This is a genomic window from Arthrobacter silvisoli, assembly GCF_003369445.1.
Taxonomy (GTDB): Bacteria; Actinomycetota; Actinomycetes; order Actinomycetales; family Micrococcaceae; genus Arthrobacter; species Arthrobacter silvisoli.
Genome location: NZ_QRCU01000016.1, coordinates 69,398 through 89,873, shown reverse-complemented (window position 1 = coordinate 89,873; position 20,476 = coordinate 69,398). Strand labels below are relative to the sequence as shown.

The 20,476-nt window shown below is 62.7% G+C and carries 9 protein-coding genes; 2 read left to right on the top strand and 7 right to left on the bottom strand.

Translation table 11 applies throughout. The features are described 5' to 3' along the window. Window positions 1-21 precede the first annotated feature (21 nt). Entirely contained in the window at window positions 22-555 is a 534-nt protein-coding gene (locus DWV11_RS03325; protein ID WP_115787472.1) for a hypothetical protein, read from the top strand. 39 nt (window positions 556-594) lie between these two features. On the opposite strand, the gene DWV11_RS03320 is transcribed toward DWV11_RS03325, so the two are convergent. Further along, window positions 595-1,815 carry a hypothetical protein gene (locus tag DWV11_RS03320; RefSeq protein WP_136017867.1) on the bottom strand — a complete coding sequence of 407 codons (1,221 nt, stop codon included), beginning with the start codon at window positions 1,813-1,815 and terminating at the stop codon, window positions 595-597. Window positions 1,816-2,222: 407 nt separating this feature from the next. On the opposite strand from DWV11_RS03320, the gene DWV11_RS03315 reads away from it, so the two are divergent. Beyond that, window positions 2,223-2,543 carry a hypothetical protein gene (locus DWV11_RS03315; protein ID WP_136017866.1) on the top strand — a complete coding sequence of 107 codons (321 nt, stop codon included), beginning with the start codon at window positions 2,223-2,225 and terminating at the stop codon, window positions 2,541-2,543. A 77-nt stretch (window positions 2,544-2,620) separates the two neighbouring features. Here the strand turns inward: DWV11_RS03315 and DWV11_RS03310 are convergent, their stop codons facing one another. From DWV11_RS03310 to pglW, 6 genes are all read right to left on the bottom strand, one after another. Further along, on the bottom strand, window positions 2,621-4,753 hold the full coding sequence (locus tag DWV11_RS03310; protein WP_115787469.1) for a DEAD/DEAH box helicase: 2,133 nt from the start codon (window positions 4,751-4,753) through the stop codon (window positions 2,621-2,623). A gap of 4 nt (window positions 4,754-4,757) precedes the next feature. Beyond that, on the bottom strand, window positions 4,758-6,095 hold the full coding sequence (gene brxD, locus DWV11_RS03305; protein ID WP_115787468.1) for a BREX system ATP-binding protein BrxD: 1,338 nt from the start codon (window positions 6,093-6,095) through the stop codon (window positions 4,758-4,760). Further along, on the bottom strand, window positions 6,095-8,782 hold the full coding sequence (gene pglZ, locus DWV11_RS03300; protein ID WP_115787467.1) for a BREX-2 system phosphatase PglZ: 2,688 nt from the start codon (window positions 8,780-8,782) through the stop codon (window positions 6,095-6,097). The genes brxD and pglZ overlap by 1 nt, the downstream gene beginning before the upstream one ends. Beyond that, window positions 8,779-12,621: a DUF6079 family protein gene (locus DWV11_RS03295; RefSeq protein ID WP_115787466.1), complete on the bottom strand. Its 3,843-nt coding sequence runs from the start codon at window positions 12,619-12,621 to the stop codon at window positions 8,779-8,781. The genes pglZ and DWV11_RS03295 overlap by 4 nt, the downstream gene beginning before the upstream one ends. A gap of 67 nt (window positions 12,622-12,688) precedes the next feature. Beyond that, a complete protein-coding gene (gene pglX, locus DWV11_RS03290; RefSeq protein WP_115787465.1) occupies window positions 12,689-16,297 on the bottom strand; it encodes a BREX-2 system adenine-specific DNA-methyltransferase PglX in 3,609 nt (1,202 codons plus the stop codon). Next, window positions 16,294-20,469, bottom strand: coding sequence for a BREX system serine/threonine kinase PglW (pglW, locus tag DWV11_RS03285; RefSeq protein ID WP_115787464.1), 4,176 nt, complete (start codon window positions 20,467-20,469; stop codon window positions 16,294-16,296). The genes pglX and pglW overlap by 4 nt, the downstream gene beginning before the upstream one ends. Window positions 20,470-20,476 lie beyond the last annotated feature (7 nt).

The window sequence follows — 20,476 nt, the reverse complement described above, 5'->3', positions numbered from 1 at the left end:
ACTGGGGCGAGAAGGCAACCCATGACTACGAACCCAGTCCTGAAGCCAAAGCTAGCGACGCCAGCGTTGATCCTGAGCAGCGCGGCAGTCACCATCTGCGTTATCTACGTTGTCGGATCCATGGCAGCCAACGGGCCAGCCACACTAATCCTGATGCTGGCGGCCTCAGCGGCCTTCCTCCTTGCCGCCAAAGTCGGCGCGATCTGGTTCGTTCGAGCCCGCCGGCTTCGTATCTGGACGGCAGCCGCAGACAAAAAGTGGCAGGAGTTCGATGACCTGAAGCGAACTCGTGGGACGACGACGGCAGTCACTGTCCTCAGTGTCGATGCCTTGGAGCCCACAGGCTCCTGGATCACCATCAAGTGGGAGCACTTCGATCACATCCAGAGCGCCTGGCTCGAAGCACTCAACGAGCCCATCTGGCCCGGCGCCGTCCTGCTGATCTCACCAGACCCCGCGCAAGTCAGGCCTGGAGCGCCATGGCCAACCATCTATTACATCCAGGCGGCGAGCTATTTGGGCTGGGCGCCGTTGGCCGCCAAGCGCCCCTCCTGACCCAGCGAGCCCAGCGATTGGGTTACCGCTTCGAGGAATTCAGTCGAACGCGTGGACGATGACGTCTAAGATGGCCCGCATTCCAGTCCAATCTTCATCCGGCGCATCTTGTCCCGCTGACAACCGGCGCCTGACCTTTTCTTGGAAGTTCTTCGTGAGCTGACTCTTCGAGTCCACCACGCCTTGATACGTTCCTATCTTCTCCTCATAGCTCGTCCAGCGGACAGGAATCAAGGCGCCGTCTTTAGTGAGAATGTCTCTTCCGTAGTACATCTCCAGTGATCCGGCCCGTCCATTAATATCCAGATTGATGATCTTGCCCTCAACGTCGTACGTCGGGTATGAACGCAGCCATTCCAGATCTGGATAGTGCACTATCCTGACGTTGCTCGCTTCGGGCCAGCTTTTCAAGGTCAAGAACTCTCTTCGCGCAGCTGCGTCGTTATCGGCGATCGCTACGATTCGGTTCGGGATACCAGCACCGACCATGGTCTTCAAAGTCTTGACCAGGACGCTAACACTGCCCTCCGAACCTTGACTAAAATCCATGAATCGAACGAAGCCTTGCAAGTGCGGATGTGTAACTTTCATCGCTTGTTCCAATGCAGACGAGTCGCTGGAACCTTCCGTCAACACGATGAGCGGAAGGGCCCCAGAAATGTCTTCCTGCTTCTGCGCGGCGGCGGCCTCGGCTGGTTCGTCCGGGAGATCCTTGATACAGCAGGTGTCATTCTTCAAGCTCGTGAGATCGAGGGCCACTCGAGAATCTCCCGGAACGATGTCGAGAAGCAGCCGGAAATGATGTTTGACGTCGAGATGATCGAAGACCCTCGGATCGTCGTACATTTTCGCCGGCAAGAAGTCATTTGACTCGATATCCCACTCAATCCACGTCCGCATGGATGAGAGCACCGATACCCGGTCACCTATTTGGCCCTGGAAATCTGAATCCCGCACATCAGCTTCGGTCTCATCAACATCTGGGTCATCCGCCGCTTGGGTCTGGGTGGCTTTGGCTATCGCCTCGTCAAGTTTCCCTGTGGCCGCATCCGAAGTGATTCCCCGGACCGAAAGCCGGTCCTTAATGATTTGCGCAGTGGCAACATAGCCGAAAAAGGACCTGTATCGTTCGCCGTTGTACTCGTCGAAGTCTTCTGTCAGCTCCGATGGAAGGAACAACGCTGCGATGTCCTCGTAGTAACCAAGCTGAACGAAGAGTGCGGAACCATTGGCTATGGCCAAATGAGAAGCAGAAGGCATATGTCCATAATGGGTCGTATCTCTGCAATCATGAAATCTTTCCTTCTGCACGGCGTCGCCGCGATGTTGGCCGATCTCGGCGTCGCTAGGCCACGTTCAAGCCAAAGCGGACGGGTCTCGGCGCCCAGCTTGCCAGCATCGGACGAATTCATGAATACCGGACCACGGACAGGTTGACCCCTACCGAGAGGGATCGCACGGCCATGGACAGCCAGTTTACCGACTTCCACAGGGTGACCTGTATCAAATGTGTAAAGGCAGGCCTGTCTACTGAACGGCCTTGGCCGGCCGCAAGGGTACTTGATCGGTAGGAGCCGAGCGCCAGGATTCGGGCAAATGGGCACCGCCCGCCGGCCCGGATATAGTAATGACTCCCCGCCCAGCACAATAAGGATCGTTCGCACAAATTGACTCACGATGAACCAGGCCTCTTCGACCTTCCCGAGGTACCACCTGCTTCGCCCGTCCTCGAGGATCGTTTGATCTCCTCAGAGCAAATCGCGACCATTCGCCGCGCCTTCGACGCAGCGGGAATCGTGGCGATGACCGAACGCCAAGAAGTCATTCAGAGCTGCGTGATTCGGAAGGTCTCGAATATTCGGGAGCTTTACTCGCGCGAAGTGCGTCAGGTCCTGGCGCGAATCGAAGGGTGGGGCCGCAAGTCTGAAGCCCGTTCTGGCTCAGCATGGGACAACCGCGAGGAAGACACCTGGATCGACAAGCTCTGACCAAAGCGATCAAGCGCCTCGGCCCGTCGCCTCGTCCTATGCCAGCGAACCGAGGTGGCTCGAGCATTCCACAGTCCTCACTCCCCCGCGTGCTCGTCCGCGCGAGACGGGAAATGGTCAATCCGGCTGGCCGCGTGTGTCATTTCCTCGGCTGCAACTACTGCCGCACCTGCTCGGTCTGCGAACCGTTCCGAGAGCGCCTTCAGAGACAATTCTTCTGGCAGCGCTGCCGAGAACTTCAGACCCTCAACCATCTCCGCTGGGACGCGCGGTACGACGCCTTCGAACGAGATCCCTGCGAGCCGTGACACATCTTCGACACCCCGCAAGACCATGACGTCGTTGTACGACTGCCCCTCCGCTCCTCCCAGCCCGGCGCGCAATGTCTCGTTCGCTTTGAGCCCTGCCCAGGTCCAGACGAGTGTTTCATGCCCCGACCGTTCGAGGACAAGTCCGTCCCGTGAGACTTGATTCAGCCGTGTCTCGCGAACGAGCTCCAACCGCTCTGTCGCTCGCCGTGACAGCGGAACATTTGGCGCTGCGCCGAGAAGCACATCACGTTGGGCTCGCATCATTTCAAACGACAGCGCTATTGCATCGCTTTGCCATCGGACGTCGCCCTTGTGAGTCACCGGGCTAACGACAACTTCGAACCGTTCCCAGTTCACATGCTCGACATGCCAGGCCCTGCCGTTCATGAGGACGGGCTTGGCATCAAGCTTCTCCCAGCCTTCCCGCGGTAGAGCGAGTGGTGAGATAAACCCAAGCTCCTTGTTCCCGCTCACCACACGTAGTTCTTTCTCTGCGTCGAATGAACTGAGCAAGTCCATGAAGTGGCGGCGGCCGAAGGACTTCTCGGCGGCCGGACCGATCATCAGCAGTCCGCCATCCTCGACGAGGAAGCCTTCGCTTTGCAGATATGCGAGGACTTCATTGCCGTCGTCCATCAGGCCCAGACGTCCCCACCACTCGCGCCAGGTGTTGGACCCGTAGGCGCCTTCCTGCAGCGCAAGCGCCAGAAGTTGCTGAGCGGCGAGGTGGCGCGGATGAGGTGGCGGAGTGATCGGCTCAACGAAGCCCTGTTTCCACAAAAGGAGTAGGCCTGCGGTCTCCAGCAGCGCGTCAGAACTGGTTGCCAGGAACAGCGTGTTGCGTCGTGTACCGGGTCGGCGTCCCGTTCGACCAAGCCTCTGAAGGAACGAGGCAACAGTTCGGGGCGCGTCGATCTGGATAACGCGGTCGAGGTCTCCGATGTCGATCCCGAGCTCAAGTGTAGAGGTGGCGACGATTACGGTGTTCCGTGTCTCGGCGAATGCTTGCTCCGACCTACGTCTCTCTTCCGCAGAGAGCGATGAATGAGACACGAACGTCTCGACCCCGAGTCCGCGTAGTTCGAAGGCGAGCTGCTCACTGATGCGGCGGGACTCGCAAAAGACCAACCGCTTCTCACCACGGTGGAGTGCCGCGACTACCCTCGCCGCGTTGGTCACCGAGCCGACATAGTCGAGCAGCACTTCAGGGCCGGGCGAAGATGCCGCTGTCTCCTCGGAGACCACACGAAGTTCGCGCTCCCCCGCTCCGCTTGTGGCCTCACCACCTTGTAGCCACCGCCCGATTTCTTCTGGGTTGCCGACCGTCGCCGACAGTCCGACCCTTTGGATCGGGCGCCGTGCTATCCGTTCCAGACGAGCCAGAACGCCGAGCAGGTGCCATCCACGGTCAGAGGCCGCGAAGGAGTGCAGTTCGTCGACGACGATCGCCCGCAGCCCAGAGAAGAAGCGGTCGTGGTCGACGCGTCGCGAGACGAGCATCGCTTCGAGCGATTCAGGTGTGGTCAGCAGAATGTCTGGCGGGTCCGCGAGGATATACCTGCGCGCGGTGTCGCCGATGTCCCCGTGCCACAGACCGACGCGGCGGCCAAGCCAATCGCCATACTTCGTGATGCGCGGGTGCAGGTTGTTCAGCAGCGCCCGTAGAGGGGTCACATAGAGGACTGACAAACCGCGCCATTGCTCGCGAACCATCGAGGAAAGCAGCGGAAAGATGGCGGCTTCAGTCTTGCCACCGGCTGTAGGCGCGATCAACAGGCAGTCGGCGCCCGATCGCACAGGATCGACGGAGGCCGCCTGTAAGGGGCGCAGATTGGGCCATCCCAGCGAGTTGACCACGTGGTACTCGATGGCTTCATCAAGCCCGGTTCCGCCTGTCATAACGCTAGAAGCCTAGGTCGACGTCGTCGACCGACAACGCAGCGCGGAGATCACCGCGCGTCTGAGCTTCCCGCTCGACGTCGGTGAGTTCGGAGGCGCCGAGCGTTAACTCGTAGTGTTCGCGCGGGTCGAAGTCAGGGAACTGGTCAACGCGATCCAGTACGTCGGCAACCAGCTTCTTGAGGAAAACGCGAGGGGCCACCCCGGTCCGGCCACCTAGTTCTCCAGCGACTGCAGCCGCCAGGTCAGCAATGTAGGCGTCCCCGACCACCGCGTGGATGCGTTCGCCCGCCGCGGTCCCCGCGGCGTAGATGTCACGGACTCGGCTGCCGAGCTCTACCAACGAGTCAGGCGTGAAGCCGTGCAGGCGGATCTGCGTCGCGCGCGGATTATCGAAACGTGCGTCAGTCCCAAAGTCGGTTTGCAGCCGCTGGGCGAGCGGTGCCAGCCGCTGGACGCCCTGATGGCCGTCGTAGAAGGCAGGCGTGCCAGTCATGAGGAGGTACAAACCTGGGAAGCGTCCGCTGTCGACCTCGTCCATGAGCTGGCGCAGTGCATTAAGCGACTTCTCGCGCACGTCGGATCGCATGCGCTGGAGTGTCTCGACCTCGTCCAAGACGAGGACAAGCCCCGCATAGTCCGAGTCGCGCAGCACGGTCAGGAGCCCCTGGAGGAAACCCAGTGCGCCAAAGTGGTCGAGCTCGCCTCGCACCCCAGCGGACCGACGGGCGCTGGCAGAAACGTGCGGCTGACCACCGAGCCACGCCAGAAGGGCATCCGCTTCGGCATTCTTCGAACTCGCACTCATCTGGCGGTAGGCGCGCAGCGCCATCGCGAACGCCGGCGCTTCCTTCGAAACCGACGCGAGGCGCTTCTCGAGCAACTCATCGGTCCGAATCTCGAGGTCAGCCGCGTCAGGACGTCCAGCTAACTGGACGTCCTGACCGAGCACATATAGCCAGCCATCAATTACATCGCTGAAGGCGCCACTGGAGACCGTTGGCGTCGAAAGGTTCTCGACAACCCGACGGTAGACCTTCTCCAGCTTGTACAGCGGCGTCTCGGTCTCGGAGATCTGGATCTCGGCGGTCACGAAGTTCTTCTTTTTGGCCCGCTCGGTAAGCCACCGGGAGAAGAATGTCTTCCCGGAGCCGTATTCACCCCGGACGGCTTTGAACTGAGCCGCGCCATGCTTTACTGCGTCCAGCTCGTCGTCAATCGCGGCCTCGAACCTGCCAAGTCCAACCGCCATGATGTCCAGGCCTTGCTGCGGCACGGTGCCGCGGCGCAGTGCGTCGATGATCTCCCTGCGCCGCCGCGGGCTGATCGCAACATCCGCCATCACGCCACTCCGAACTGGTCCTTGAGCAAGCCCACGTCGAGCCGCAGGGTTTCACCATCGCTGTCGTAGGACAGGATGTCGTAGCCTTCCACGTTCAGGATGCGTTTGACCACCGCCAGCCCTTGTCCCATCCCGTTGTAGGGCAGACCGGCGAGCGACGCGACCGTATCCTGGTGCGCCCTTCCACCCCGGTCGACGAGGGTGCGAAGCACCGTCTCCACGAGCAGCCCGGCGCCGGCAGCTGCACGCCCGGCAAGCGAGATCTGTTCGGAGTAGACCGCCGACGCGAGCACTCGGCGTACGAAGTCTTCCTGCTTTGCCGCGACAGAACCCTGCGGCTCATCGAAATCGAACAGAGCGGGAGTCGTCTTACCGGCGGCGGCCTTCTTGTGTGTCTTCTTCGCCGCCGAAGGCTTAGGCACTGGCGGCGCATCGATGACCGGGTCGTTCCACCAGGCAGGCGCCTGAGGAGGCGCCGCTTCCCAGCCCTCTGGCGCCGACTGAGCCAGCGACCGCTGGTACACCAGCACGGGCACAGTCAATTCCGCCAAAGACGCGCCACCGTGATACCCGGCCCGAGCCGGCCCGTAACGCGCGTCGTCTCGCCAGAGGAGCACGGCCTCGCCAACTTCGAGCCCGACACGGGGCCCGCTCACCAGCACCTCGCCATCCCGGATCGGTCCCGAAGTTGCAGGACGCCAGCGGGCATCGCCGCCAGCCACAGTAGGAAGCATCTCGGTCTGCCGCTCGACGACATGGCCGTGGTCGGAGGTGAGCACGACCGTGCGTCCGGCGATCGATGCCGCATTGAGGAGCCCCCGTAACGGTTCCAGATCCCCTATTGCCCACGGCCGGCCGGCAGTGTCGTTCTTATGCGTTGCGTCGTCAATGGCGTTAATCACCACGCCGACCACCGGAACAGATTGGTCGGCGATCGCTGATGCGACACTCTGCGCGAGTTGGACCCCGCCTGTGGCCCGAAACTCACCCTTGTGAAACATCCGCGCGCCGGGGAACGCCGCTGCCAGACCGGCTTTCTCGATCGCTGAATTGCCGCCGCGAATCTCGCCGCACAGCAGACTCGTGCGTGAGATCCCCGTCATCGACGGCAAGGCGGCCGCAGCTGCAAGCCGGCGCTTGGTGGTGGCGGGGACCCACTCGACGAGCCCCGAACGCCCAACCTCGGTGGCGAGATCGACGGCGACTGCCGCGCTCATCCCGTCCAACACCACCATGAGCACGCCGCCGAAAGATTTCCACGGATCCACGACGGCGCGAAGAACGTTCTCAATTCCGAGCGCTGCCCCGTTCGCCAGCAGTTCCGCGAGCGACCGTTCTGCAGGCGAGTCGCCCAAGTGCATCGCAGCTGACTCATCGCGCATTCTTCGCCGAGCACGCACCCGCGCAATCAGCCTCCCGTACGCAGCCGCTACCTCTGCATCAGACGAGCCGCTCCACAACATGCCGAGAGCAGCGTCAACCCAGGCGCCGTCGTCGAGCTGCCTCTGCAGGTCAGCTCCGAAGCTGTGCGCCTCCTGCTCACTCGTCGTCAGCCAGCGGGAGAGCCGGACAGCCATCCGCGGCGCAACGTCCCGGTCAGAGTGAGCTGCTTCGCGGTGGTCAAGTACTGCGGCCAGTGCTTCCTCCACCGCGGAACCCTCATCCAGTGCCCGGGCGAGCAGACGAAGCCGAGCTGTGAACCCGGGGCGCAGGATGGATGAGCGCTCTGCGCCAGCCGGCCACCCGAGGTTGTCGCGAAGAAGAGCCTCGGCCTGGTCAAGCACTACGCCGAGTCTTCCCTCCGGATCGCTCTCTCGCGAAACCCGCAGCACAGCAGATACCGATGCGTTTGCAATCTCCCGCGCCTGAAGGGGCGTGATTGACCTGCCGCCGACGTAGCGCTCGAGCAGCCTGGTACGGGCAGCAACCTGCTCCTCAGTGAGATCACCGGCGGGGCTGGGCCACAGCACGTCGACGGCCAGCCCGAGGGCGAGGGGCTTGACCAGCCCACCGGGGACGGCGGTGGTGCGCAGCGCGAACCCGGCCGCAGCCCCGTATTCCTGCTCGCCCCACTCGATCAGGTGGTTCTGCAGGGCCGGATCCACCGCAGACCAGGAAGCACGGGACCCGTTGCTCAGTGACGTGAGGATGATGACACCGTCCAGCTCGGCCGAGTCGATCTCCAGCAGGTGTGCGAGCAGGTTGCCGATGGCGTGCTCGGCGGACACGGCAAGGTCCGTCGACGGCGCCCAGCCGCCGGCGGGCTCGTAGTCAAGCAGAGCAGCGGCCGCCCAGTCGAGCCGTCGCAGCTCCCGGCTGACCTCACGCGCTCCGCCGAACAGTGCCGGGATGCTCCCCCACTCGTCCGGGTCTTCGATCTGCTGGCGGTAGGCCCTGGCGAGCACGGTGTCGCCAAGATCGGTTCGTGGCCGGTCAGTGAGCACCACCAGGTATTCGCCATCGGTCTGGGCGGCATAAGCGTCGAGGATCGCCAGCTGGGAGATGCCCTCCACCACCCGGACAGGGTGACCGTCAACAGTAAGGTCCTCGCCGAACCAGCGCGGCTGGGCACGCATCACAAGCACGCGAGAGTCGCCGCCCTTCTTGATGAGCTCGGCGGCGCGGGACCTTACCAGCGCCTCGGAGACGGCGACCGTGCGGGTGGCTCCGTTCCCGGCGCTGTTCACTCCCACCTCCAGCTCACACGCAGTTTCTTGCCCTGAACCGGGTTGGCCAGCTCATCGCTGATCTTCCGCCCGATCTCCTGGACTTCGACCACACGAGCGATGACCTGGCTCTTCTCGGTCATCCGTTCCCGCTTGCGTTCTTCTTCCTCGAGCCGGATCTGATCCAGCTCGGCAAGCTTGCGCGCGATGTCCTCCTCACGCTCTTCCTGCTGGCGACGCTGGGCCTCGAGCCGATCTCGCTCCTTCTGCAGCTCCACCTCACGGGCAGCTCGCTCCGCAGCCGCAATCTGCTCGGCGTTTTCGCGCTGCTCCCGGGCTTCTTCTTCGCGCCGACGCCGCTCCGCGTCCTCCCGCTGACGGCGCTCAATTTCGTCCGGGTCCTCGACCAGGGCCTCGGTCGCTTCGTGAGCTGCAGCATCCAGGGCAGGCTTGAGCGAGGCGTGAAGTTCGGCCTGCTTCGCGACTCCCCGAAGTTGCGCCAATGCGTGAGCCGCGCGTTGACCGCCCAGCGTCGGCAGCTTATCGATCAGACCCCAATTGGCACCGCGAAGCGCGGCCACGACGTCGCCCGAGGCGCGGATCGATCTGGCAACTGCCTGGGGCTCGGCTGGCAGGTCAAACTGAGCGAGTGCCTCGATCCTGGCCACTGGCCCTTCGGCTGCGGCAAGTACAGCGACAAGGTCCCGGCCGCGGGTGTCTGATTGCCACCGCGGGGCGGTCTCGTCCAAGCCGAGCGTGTCGCGGTGCTTGGTCAATTCCGCGACTGCTTCAGCGGTCGTGCTCACCGCAGGGCGCACTTTTGCGAGAAGCCCGTCACTGACGCGCTGAAGTGACGCAGTGGAAAGGTGGTATTCGTCGGCCCCGACGCCGAATACCGTCTTGGCGCGGGTCATGGCTATCTGCCACTCATCCTCGGATGGCAGCACGGGCTCGCGCAGGAGCATATCCGGGGTCGGCGCACCGATTCCCGGTTCCTGTGTGCGGGCGCCGGCTCGGAACCACTCCCGGTCAGTGATTTTCGCCCACGTCAGGACCAGCAGGTCCATGGCGTCGGTCGTCATTCCACGCTCAGCGAGCACCCCGCGCAGAGTCCCGACGGACACGTCACCGGTGCCCGCGGCGCGAGTGAACTCGTCGAAGAAGGTGAAGTGTTGTGCATCCAGCGCATAGGTGCTCTCACGCAGTGTTCCTACGCCGTATGCAGTCACCACACGGCGAACCCGAGTGCCGGTGGCCCTGTCAACATTATCCAAACGACCACCACCGTCCACCGCCTTGCGTGCGAGGTCCAACACCGCGTTCAGCTCGGCCCGGCGGACTTCCTCAGAGCCGCGCTCGATCTCCGGGTGCTTGGGGTACCGGGCGGTCAGCGCCGAGCCCAGCACGCCCACGACAGTATCCCGCAGGGTCGCTGCCGAGGGTTGGGTCGGAGTGAAACCCTCGGCCAGGGTAACGAAGTTGGACCCTGGAAGCTTTGTCCCGATGTTCTCGTCGTTTGCTGACGAATCGACGCCGTACGCCTGGCGCAAGAGGGCACCAAGCTGACTTCTCAATGAGTCTCGCTGGCTCGTCAGCAGTCGCCGGGCCGGCTCACGGTCGTTGACCGGCAGGTTGGCAGAGTACTGGTCGAACCGGTCGCCTGTGAGCAGGTATTCGAGCTGCACGAGCTTCCCTACGTCTTCCATCCGCTGCGTGGTCAGGAAGTGCGGAACCCACGCGATGGTGTCGCTGACGATGCCGTCTTGGCGAAGCGTGTAAATGCGCTCAATGTCATCTGACGGTCCACGGTCATCCAGGTCGTCGAATGGGAAGTCCACCGCGAGCTTCCACCGGCCGTCCGAGGCCTTCAACGTCTCCACGGGCATGACCGCTTTGTCGCGGACGTTGCCGAAGACGACATCAACCATGCGCTTCTGCCCGCGCCAAACGTGGTCGATGCTGTACTCGCCCGCATAAGAACCGGTGGCCGCAGCGCCGATCTCAGCCACGAACGTGTCACGAATAAGCCGACGGCGGTTCGCCTGGGAGTCTTCCTGCGTAACGTGCGCAAGGATCGCGTCGAAGTCCACACCAGTCAGCTGGAGGCTGATCAGCGGGTCCGCGGTCGAGCCGATGGTGATCTCGGAGAACTTGCCCTGCCATTCCGTGGCCAGCGTCACGACCTGCCCGGAGACGTTGCCGCCGAACATCGATACGACACTACCGAAGTTGAGTGCAGCAAGCTTGGAGGCAGTCAGGTCCTTCAGCGACGTAGCCGCGGGGGCGATCGTCGCAACAAGGAGCGTCTTGGCGAGGCGGTCCTCGCGGCGGAACGGGTGGTTGCGGTCGAGGGTCCGGGCCTCCACGTCGCTGACCCGATGCTTCTCCAACAAGTATGGGCGCATCTTGCCTCGATAGAAGGAAGCCGCGGCCTCGAAGACCTTGACCATGTCGTCCGTTAGGGGTTTCGCGTCACCAAGAACGACGACGTCGAACAGGTCACCGACGGGAATGACATCTCCTACGGTGAGCTCATCCCGCCCGCGGTACAGCAACTCGCTCATGATCTTCAGTGCGGTCCGCTCACGCTGCATGATTGCCGACAGCGCGACCATGGCATCCACAAGCGCAGGGGAGAAAGGGTACACCTTTGCGAAATCGACCGCGCCCGAGCCGGCGGCGTCTGTGAGGAGGTGTTTCCAGTCTGTGGGGTTGGCCCGCACTCGGGCAACGGCGGCAACAAGGGCATTCCTGCCGGTCTCAGACGCCGGCGTCAGCAAACGCTTGTTGACGATCTCTGGTAGGTCCGCTGCCGCGAGGGTGATCTTGTCGAATCGGTCTTCCCACCATTGGAACGAGTCCTCGAGTGCGACTTGCTCGGCGCCGACGTTGCCGCCCCCGAGGAACTCCTTCAGCGCCCGCTGCCGGGCGACAAAAGAGATCATCGGAATTGCCATCTGCCCGGATCCGGTCTCGACGAGCTTGGCCACCTTGGACGTCTCATTCTGGATGAATGCTGAGTCCCGCAGATGGTTAGCCAGCCAAAGCACCAGTTCGTCAAGAAACAGGACCAGTCCGTCGTAGCCCAGATCTTTGGCGTGAGCGGTCATGATCCGGAGGCCCTGGTCGATCGGCAGCCAGGCCGAGGTGGAGGTGTAGGCCGGGAAGTAGGTCTCCACGAGTTTCGCGGCCACATCTTGTCGGTCACGTTCGCTGGCCGCGCCATCCGCAGCGGCATCGAGCTCGGCAGGGGACAGTCCGCCCCCGCTCAGAGTGCCGAGTACGGGGTCGAAGTCAGGCTCGAACTTCGAGAAGAACACCTCGTCGCCAAATTGTGCCCGCAGCGCTTGGGCATTCTGGAACAACAAGTCGCTCTGATGGAGCACCGGGGCCGAAGCCTCAGGGTGTTTCGCTTTGACGGTGTTGATATATCCAGAAAACAGGGCACTCTCGAAAGACTCGGCTCCAATAAGGTGGTAGTCGACTGCCAGGAACGTCCGCGACAAGACATCCGCGTGGTCGGCCACCACGGCCTGCAACCCTTCAAGGGCCCGGGCCTGTGCATTCCCGGTGAGCAGAAGGTGCATCACGGCCATGTAGTGCGACTTACCTGCACCGAACGAGCCGTGTATGAACGCGCCCTTGGCATTGCCTCGACTAAGTGCAGACTTCACCAGGGACAGACCCTCATCAAAGGCCTCAGCGATCTTCTCCGTGACGACATAATCCTTGAGAGTCTGACCTGCGGCCGGGACGCCCTCGTGGATACGCATGACAAAGTCATCGTCGTGGACAGCCTCAGGAACGTGGATTGCATCGCGCAGCATCATGGCCAAGGCGCCTGCGGTGGGGGTGCTCATCGGTGAAGACTTCCGTTCATCAGGTATATCGTTTCTTATCGACTACGGCTTGAGAATTCGAAGCCGCTCAGGCCGTACGACGCCGCCCTCGCGCTGCCGCGGGCGGACGCCACGCGTTTACATCGTCGCGGGTCATCTGCAGCTGGGCCAGGAACTGCTCGATTTGGCTCGTGACCGCCTGCGCCGCGCTGGACCCAAACTCGGGTTCGAGCTCGGTATGCCACTGGTGCAGCCACGGTTCCAGCTCAACAAGCCCGGCGACCAACGGCACAATGGCTTCGTCAGACGCACCGAGGCCCTGCTGATTCATGATCTCGCGGACCAGCGCGACCGCTTGGTCGCGATGGTTCCAGCCAGCCCACCCCAGGACGGAGCTTGAGTCGCCCTCGCGTCCGACCCCCGGATAGAGCACAAAGCGTTCCTTGGGCACATCGAGCTTGCCGCGGGCCTTCCAGTAGTCAACTTTCTGGAAGTCAAGCGTCGAGTACTTCGGCGGAGCGGGGATTGTAACCATCTCCCCCGCATCCTCGCGCCGCTGCAGATCCCAGACCGCCTGCCACTCGTGGAATTTTTCGAGGCCCGAGGGCTTGTACCGGTAGGCCGCAACGTAGGGAACGGCCTCTGTGGGTGCCAATATGCCGATTATCGCAGCGAGATCTGGTTCAGGGTTGCCCGTCAGCTCTCGTGCCAGTTGAAGCAAAACCTCGTCGCTGCGCAACAGATCCGCAAGCTGGGCCACCGAGCGGGTCGTCGGCCCCTGATAGTCATGCCAGAGCGCCGCATCCTCGAGACGGTCAAGGATCGCCGCTTCGAGCGCTTCCCGGAGCTGCTTGTCCCATGGCGAAATCGCCCATCGGCGCTTGTACTCCGGACGCTCAAGCAGACCAATGCTCCGGGTCGACTCTATGAGTGCAAGCCGCTTCTCCACGAACGTTCGGTAGGCTGCGGGCCACTGCTCGGGCACGTGCAGCGTCGGGACAGATCCGTGTCTTTTGAACCAGGCGGCTCCCTCTTCGCCCCCCTCGATGCGTCGAGCCAGCGCAATTTCGAACGCCCGCTCTCCCACGCAGATCGCGTCGAAGGACGAACCGTCATACGTCATCGGCTCGTCCACGAGGCCATAGAGCTCGTACACCTCCCAATCTAGCTCCTCCTGCTCGAATACGAGACGTTCACGCAAAATCGACCACTGTTCGTACGCCCGAATCAGCGTGGCTGAGAGCCCGCCCTGGACACGGCCTTCACTCCAGTCGGCAACGACTGCATGTGGCGCCAACGCGTCGAGCGCCCGTGCTAGTCCGTCAATCAATGTTGCTCGCCTCGCTGGGAGCACCGCCGGCAGAGGGAGCTGTCCCACCTTGGTGCCGTTGTACTGATAGAAGTCCTCCCAAGGGACCGTGGTCTGACGGGCGCCATTAGAATCAACCGTCGACCCCTTATTGTGCGCCACCTGCTTAAGCCAGAAACATGCCACGGAGCTGTTGAGAATGCCTAGCAACTCAAGGTGCTGCGTCTCAGTCGCATCCTCCGGCAACTTGATCACGGGCGCCGTCTGCTTGAAAACCTTCGCACCGCGGTCGAGCACAAAGTGATTGTGCGTCGCTACCTCCGCGAAGGTGATGGTCAGCGGCGTCAGATAACGCTCCCGTACCCATCGATACCAGGTCCACCAGGATTGGTTACTTTCTTTGCGAGTCTCGCCTTCGAAGCCAGTAGTAGATTCGAGAACTCGTCTGTAACACCACAGGTGCCGGGCCCAGCGCGACTGGGGCTCAAATACGATCGGTTTGAAAGCTGCGTCGTATGGGGCGAGGGCGACCTCGTCGTGTCGAACTCCCCAGTCCCTAACTACGTCACCGACGACGAGCTCCTTGCCGAAGGCTGCTGAGTCCGCATGTCGCCGAAACCACGCTTTGCCAAGGAAGAATGGCTCGTCGTTACCGGGAAAACTCGCGAATCCAATGTCCATCGACAGGACTGATCGGAGTCGCACGTCTCCCTGGATCTCGATCGCTGCAAAAACCTCGCCTGCGCCGCCTCCCGAAAGGGACCATGGGTGTGTGGACAAAGAACCTCGCTGGAGATCCGTGACACTGACATAGGTACCATCGAAACCGGGATTATCAACATGTTCGATGATCTCGGTCCAGACAAGGCCCTTGGACGGATTTTCGGGCTGGCCTGGCTCACCACGAACCCCAAGGACTGCACGAACATTGCTCGCGACCGGGCGGCGTCGACGCCCGACGAGAATGACTGTGGGCGTGCCGTGGCCGGGGATGTAGGCACCTGAGGTGTCGATGACGTGGGTCAGGTCGACGGGGTTGTCGAGATGGTATCCCGCGAAGAGGTCCTCGATGACCTTCTTGCCGAACTCCCGCTTCATGAACGAGTTCGAGGTGATCTGCCCGACGTGCCCGGCACCCTGTCCCTGCCCGCCCTTGACGGCGAGGCGGAAGAACAGCTCCATGAATGGCACCGACAGCGCGTATTTCCCGGCCGCCGTCGTGTATGCCTTTCGGTAGATTTGATTGAGGACTTTGTCCTTGACAGTGATGTACGGCGGATTGCCTACGACGACGTGGTAGCGCCCGGACTTAAGGATGTCGACGTGTTCACCGAGGTCCTCGGTGGCATAAGCATAGGTTTCTTCGCCGAAAAGACTGTCAGTGACGCCCTGCTCCCCGAGGAGGGAGTCCCCGATGGCGAGATGGAATCCCCAGTCCTCGATACCAACCAAAGAATTTTCACCTGATGCCAAAATGCCTGCGACCGTCAGTCGGAAGCGGGCGATGGCGACGGCGAATGGGTTGAGATCAACACCGTGGATGGAGTCCATCGCCTTGCGCACACGTTGCTTGCGGTCCATTCCGGGCGCCTCGACGGTCCACTGCTGGTTGACGCGCTCGAATGCTCCTAGCAGGAAGTGACCCGATCCGCAGGTGGGGTCGATGAGCTTCAGCCCATCAACGCCAAATTCGGCGATCGCGGGAGTCAATGTGCGGTCGAGGATAAATTCCTCAACGAACACCGGTGTCTGCAGCAGCGCGTAAGTCTTCTTTGCGTGGTCAGACAAGTCCTGGTACAGGTCGCCCAGGAACCGGGTGTCCAGGGCGGCGTCGCTGAAGTCGTGGACCAGTGCGCCGTCGTCATTGGTGTGGCGCCAGAAGTCGATGAGCCCTTTTGCGGCCTCGGCGCTGATCTCTGCCGTCCAGACAGGATTGTGCAGGGAGTCAACGAGCGATGCTCCAGCGGGCTGAGCGGACAGAACCCGGAAGGATTGCTGGAGCCAGTCCCGGTCATGGTGGCTCGTGTTGACCCGAAAATACGCGGTCTGGTTCTCGCGAGCACGGCGGGTCCGGTCGCCGGGGCCAGCGATCCAGCCCACCGGGACAGGCAGCCCGTCGAGGATGGCACCGACGAGCAGGTCGTTGTCCTCGCAGAACCGGACAAACGTCGTCGCAACGATCCAAGCGACGGCTGCTTGATCGACTTCGTTGTCCCGCCATGCAGTCCAGGAGAGCCCCGTGCGCTCGCGTCGCAGCGCTTCGGCGTGCTCCTCTTGTAGGGCGGCACCCCAAACGTTGGTAGCATCGTCGGCCCGCTCCTTCAGGTCGGCCTGCAGGGCTCGCAGTTGCGCCTTAAGGTCGGTGAGAAGGGTGGATGAGTCGATCATGCGTGGTCTCCGCTCGGGGTTGTGTGATGCGGCTTGGTGGCCTCGTCGTCGGCCAGCTGGGCCATGTCACGGGGAAGGTCTATCCAGCCGCTCGGGCCCAGCGGTACAGAGCGGCCCTCCAAAAGCGGTGCACGGGCGTCGCCAGCCTTGGCAACCAGAAGCCAACGGGCAGCGGACCTCTTCGTCCCGGTATCGAGCAAGGTAGCCAACAACGAAGTCATTCCATAGCGGACGAGTGGGCCTGCGTTTGTCAGCAACAGCGGCCGGCTCGAGCTCAGCCAGTCTTCCCAGACGGGCTGGACCGATTTTTGGACAACACCCTCCAGTGCTTTCCACTGCTTGCTGTCCCGGTCCAGAGCGTCATAGCCGAGCAACCCGCTCCAAATACCGCCCGCCTCCTCTATCTGCTCCTTGGTCGAGCTGATGACGAGCCCGGCGACGTCGACCACGTCAATGTCGAACTGCGAAGCAAGGGCCCGCACCGTGGCAAGATACCGCTTTGGCGCCACAGTGAGAGTTAGGGCAGAATGCCTCGAAAGCGACTCAGTGAGCTTTCGTGTGACCTCGGCGGCAGGTGTGGCAGCAAATTGCGTAGGCGAGACTGTGCCCGTGCTGTAGAGGACCGTACTCTTGGGCGCATACACGCCGTTGCTGCTCACCAGCTCGGGGTACAGCTCGCGCATAAGCGTGTTGAGCCGGTCGGAGTTTGGCGGCGGCTCGGTCAGGTGCGGGAACCGCGCACCAAGGGTGCGCCGCACCGCCGTCTCGCTGATGGAGCGGCCGGGCTTGCCGCGCATTGCGTGCTCGAGCGCTTCCTTGACGGGAAGTGCGCGTGGGTAGAGTTCCTGAAAACCCGACACTGCTGCCGTCTGGCTCGCGGCTGCCGCCAATCGCAGGAGGCGGGCATCGGTCACCTGCCACTGGCTACCGCCGTCGAGGTCTTTGACGACGCCACGGAGTGCGGTGATCGCCGCACTGGCGGCGGCGACGCCACCGGCAACGAGATCGTCGGCCTTGCTGCCAAGCTCGCCTGCCAGCTCGGTGAGCAGATCGCTGGGTGGGGCTGCGCCACCGTCCTCCGAAGCGGCGGCTTCCTCGTTCAACGCCAGCAAGTCACCTTTGGCGCCCGCCCGGCGCCGAAGGACGAGCTGCGGTTCAGCGTCGCGGGCATCGAACTCGACGATCGCCCGGACCAACGCCGTGCCGTAGCTCGTTCGCTGGGCACCGTCGAGCGTAGAGCCTCGGAGGGTCACAAGCGCTGCAACGGCCTCGGCTACAGTCATGACGCGCGCGGCGTTCGCGACGATGTTGGTCAGCTCGCTGCGCGCGGCAATGAACGGTTTAACTTTCGACCACTCGCCGACCGCGTCGTCGAGCATGCCGGTGACCCGTTCGCGCGTCGTCTGGAAACTGGCAGCGATTTCGGCCGCCGTGGGCCACGGGGCACCGTCTCCCAAGCCGAGGACGCTGTGGGCGAGCGGCTTGTCCGCTGCTGGAAGCATTTCGATCAGGGTGTCGACGACACGATCAACACCGAGAGCCACTTCCACGCCTGGTGCAGCGTCGGTGTGGCGCAGCCCCGTTCGCCATTGGGCAATTCGCGCCTGAATTTCCTTGCGGTATGTCTCCCCCAAGCCGCGAATTCCGTTGATCTTGACCGGATGTACGCCCAGCACATCCCCCACTGTCACGATCCCGTCGAGGCGACGCAGAGCGGACAGGGCGTGGGCCGAGAGACCCGACTGTTCCAGCGACGTCTCAAGCGTTACCCGGGAGGCGAGTTCATCATCCTTCTGCCGGGCGTCGACGTCGAGGGCGAGGCTTGCGAAGACCTCAACCCAGGCGCGCAACAGGTCCTCAACATTGCCGAACCGCTCTTTGACGTCCGGCGACAGTGCCTTGCGGAACAGTTCAGCGAGAGGAGCGCCAACTGCGGGATCAAACGAAGTTGGCTCGACCACCGGCCGGTCAGCCGCGTTCACGGGGGCACTCCCGCCGTTGGGCCACCAGGGCAGCACACCCGTCGCCATCTCGAACAGCGTGGCTGAAACCGCCCACAGCTCCGCCGCCCGGTCATAACGGTTTCGGCGTCCCTTGCCCAGGAACGGGTCAAGGTAGCCGGGTGTGCCAGAGGCAATGTTCTCCAGCGGCTCCCTGGCCAGCGAGAAGTCGAAAAGGGTCAAGTGCGGTTTGCGGTAGCCAGGATCCGGGGCGATGCCAAGGTTCGCGGGCTTGATATCCCTGTGGAACACGCCCTTTACGTCGACCAGGTAGGCCATGGCCTCCAGCAGGTCGGTTCCCCAGCGCTGTAACTGCTCCAGGGTTGACTGGCCCTCCTTGACCAGACGTGCAGCAAGGGTCTCTTTGCCGGCATCGGACATCAGCAGGACGTTACGGCCACCCAGCTCGAGCCTCTCGACAAGCCGAACGACACGCGGGTGCTCGAGCCCGCCCAGTATTTCGGCCTCAGCGTCGAGCCTCCGTCCAGCCGCATCGTCACGGGCGACCTTGAGGATGAACTCCCTGTCGTCGCCTGCTGCGTCATCAAGCACAGCAAGAGCAATGCCCGACGAGCCTTCACCGCGGCGACCGGCCACGAGGAATCGTTCCCCGATCATGTCGCCGGTCTGGGCATCGAGCGGGTCTTCGATCTCCTCGGGCGGGGCTTGGTCGTCAGGTCGGCGCACTTCTGCCCAGGCAATCCGGACCAGTTCCAGCGCGTCCTCCATGGAAGCGGGACGTGCCTCCTCATCGACGGAAGTAAGATCGCCCACAACTTCAGAGAGCGTGTCTGGCAGGGCCGCGGTTACTGTCCGGGGATCGAAGCACCCGGCTTGCTGCTGCAGCTCCTGGACCTCAACAATCGTCGTCGCAGGCGCCTTGCCGGTCAGAACCAAGAATGCCAATGCTCCAAATCCGAAGACATCCAAGGGAGCGCCTGGCACGTCAGTGACCGACTGGCGCGCCTCGGGTGCGAGCCATACCAGATCTTCAGCGCCTGCGACGCCGAGCAAGTCGGTCACTCCGCGGCTGATGACAGTCCAGCTCGTTGACGTGGCCGTTGCACGGTCCTTCTGCGCCGAGTACCAGTCGCGCACCTCAAGACGGGGACCGTTGGACGAAGGCCGCACCCAAACCCGCTGCGGCGATAGGGCGCGGTGGAACAGATGGCGATTGTGCGCGAACCGGAGAATATCGCCGAGCTGCTCGACCATCGCAACCCGGTCGTCCAACGTGAGTGTCGCGTCCTCATCGTCGAGGAATGCATCGAGCGACCGTTCTGCGTCTTGGTACTCAAAGACCAGGGCGGGACCGTCGTCGGTCACCAGGAACTGCTGGGGTACGGCAATGCCCTCATGACGGATACCAAAGGTGAGCTGATATTCGCGCTGTGCAAGCTGCTCGATCCGCTTGCGCTCGGACGCGGACGCCTTCGGAGGTACGTCGTAAAGGCGCAGCCGCTGCTTGATCCTGGGCAGGTTCGGGTGCGTAACAACCACATCCTGCCAATCAACGCCCTCCGCGACCGGGTCGGAATCAGCAACTGCGTAATCGCCGACCATCCGGGTTTTCGGAGTCGGACGGAAGGCCGCTTTGTCGCACAAGTGCCTTACGAGCTGGGCGCGCTGCGGATCGATGAGATCCTTCGGGTTTGATGGCGGCGTCGCCAGGAACTCGCTCAAGCTCTGCAAAGGAGGCTTGGAGGTGACCGTGTATCCGTCAAGCTTGACTACGCCGGCACGGCCGGAGGCATCAACGGCGAACGTGGACCCCTGGCCGTGCAGTACGACAAGCGCGTTGACCCACGGGACGCTTCGTTCCATGTGAGGGCTAGACGCATATGACTTGAGCAGCGATGCGAGGCGCTTACCCTTGCGGTCCGTCACTAAGAACGGGTTCGCGTGGGTCTTTCCAGGCTGATACCACCGTTGGGAGTCGCCGGTGATAGTTCCGTGCCAGCCCTTGAGCTCAACGCAGAAGAATCCGACCGGAGTTAGCAACAGGACGTCGACCTCGGCAGTGCGGTTATTAGTGTCGATGAAGGTCAGGTTGACCCATGCAGTCGTACGCCCATCGTCGGGCAGAACCTCGCGGAATGCCTCAAGCGCCGCGGCCTCCTCCGGCGTCGCCGGCGGGCCCATCACCTTCCAGTGGGGCGAATCAGCCTTCATTGATGTA

Excerpts from the sequence above, each read along its gene's own strand:
- DWV11_RS03325 (WP_115787472.1), top strand. The coding sequence starts at position 22 with ATGACTACGAACCCAGTCCTGAAGCCAAAGCTAGCGACGCCAGCGTTG.
- DWV11_RS03320 (WP_136017867.1), bottom strand. The coding sequence starts at position 1,815 with ATGCCTTCTGCTTCTCATTTGGCCATAGCCAATGGTTCCGCACTCTTC.
- DWV11_RS03310 (WP_115787469.1), bottom strand. The coding sequence starts at position 4,753 with ATGACAGGCGGAACCGGGCTTGATGAAGCCATCGAGTACCACGTGGTC.
- brxD (WP_115787468.1), bottom strand. The coding sequence starts at position 6,095 with ATGGCGGATGTTGCGATCAGCCCGCGGCGGCGCAGGGAGATCATCGAC.
- DWV11_RS03295 (WP_115787466.1), bottom strand. The coding sequence starts at position 12,621 with ATGAGCACCCCCACCGCAGGCGCCTTGGCCATGATGCTGCGCGATGCA.
- pglX (WP_115787465.1), bottom strand. The coding sequence starts at position 16,297 with ATGATCGACTCATCCACCCTTCTCACCGACCTTAAGGCGCAACTGCGA.
- pglW (WP_115787464.1), bottom strand. The coding sequence starts at position 20,469 with ATGAAGGCTGATTCGCCCCACTGGAAGGTGATGGGCCCGCCGGCGACG.